The sequence below is a fragment of the Bradyrhizobium sp. P5_C12 genome, from assembly GCF_054049735.1.
The window spans coordinates 1-801 of the sequence record NZ_JBFULU010000141.1; the positions used below are offsets into that span (position 1 = coordinate 1).

Sequence of the window (801 nt, forward strand, 5' to 3'; positions counted from 1 at the left end):
GATTGAGGGAGAGCACGCATATCCGATCCGCCCCTTCGATATCGACCTTGACATAGAACGGGGCACCATAGCGGGAGAGCAGGTCCTGCATTGTAATGCCAGGCACCGTGATTGAACCGATCGGGAGCTTGTGCGCCACGCGGTCGCTGAACACGGAACTCGATCCCGGGTCGGCACCGCTCAGCACCAGTTCAACGGGATCGCGACTCGTCGAGATCGCTGCGTTGACGCATATCATTTGTCCCGACGCGATCTCGGCGGCGAACTTCTCGTTGGCGCGTTGCGCGAGTTCCGGATTGGCCTCCACCGCGACTACCCGATATCCGGACTGCAAGTAGTACGCGCTGTCCGCTCCGTCGTACATGCCGATATCGAAAACGGTACGCATCCGTGTCTCTCTGAGCTTTCGATGAAGGCATTCGGCGGTGGATTGCCGGGCACAATGTAGACATGCATCCGAGTTGCGGTCGCCTCGTACGGCGTTCACAACGGGCACAAAAGTGCATCCAAATCGCCAGCAACCTTGCTCCAAGTGTAGTGCTCCAACACGACTTTTCGAGCACTCTCGATCATGGAGAGCCGAAGGCATTCATCTTCGATAAGCAACTTGATCGCAGACGCTGTCTTCTCGGGTTCATCAGCTCGCATGTAGTCGATGCCTTCACGTGCCATGCTAACGGCTTCAACGCCTAGTCCGGTTGAAACCACAGCCAATCCCATGGCGAACGCCTCAAGCACCTTGTTCTTCAATCCACTGCCAATTCGCATTGGATTCACCATGATGGGGTATTCAGCCAGTAC

The 801-nt window shown here is 56.4% G+C and carries 2 protein-coding genes; both read right to left on the reverse strand.

Annotated features, from left to right (window positions below; all coding sequences use genetic code 11):
* A partial coding sequence (locus ACXJMY_RS37990) for an FkbM family methyltransferase (RefSeq protein ID WP_456624468.1) occupies nt 1–388 on the reverse strand: 388 nt, incomplete at its 3' end.
* A gap of 95 nt (nt 389–483) precedes the next feature.
* Nucleotides 484–801 (reverse strand): glycosyltransferase (locus tag ACXJMY_RS37995; protein ID WP_456624469.1); only part of this gene is annotated, 318 nt, incomplete at its 5' end.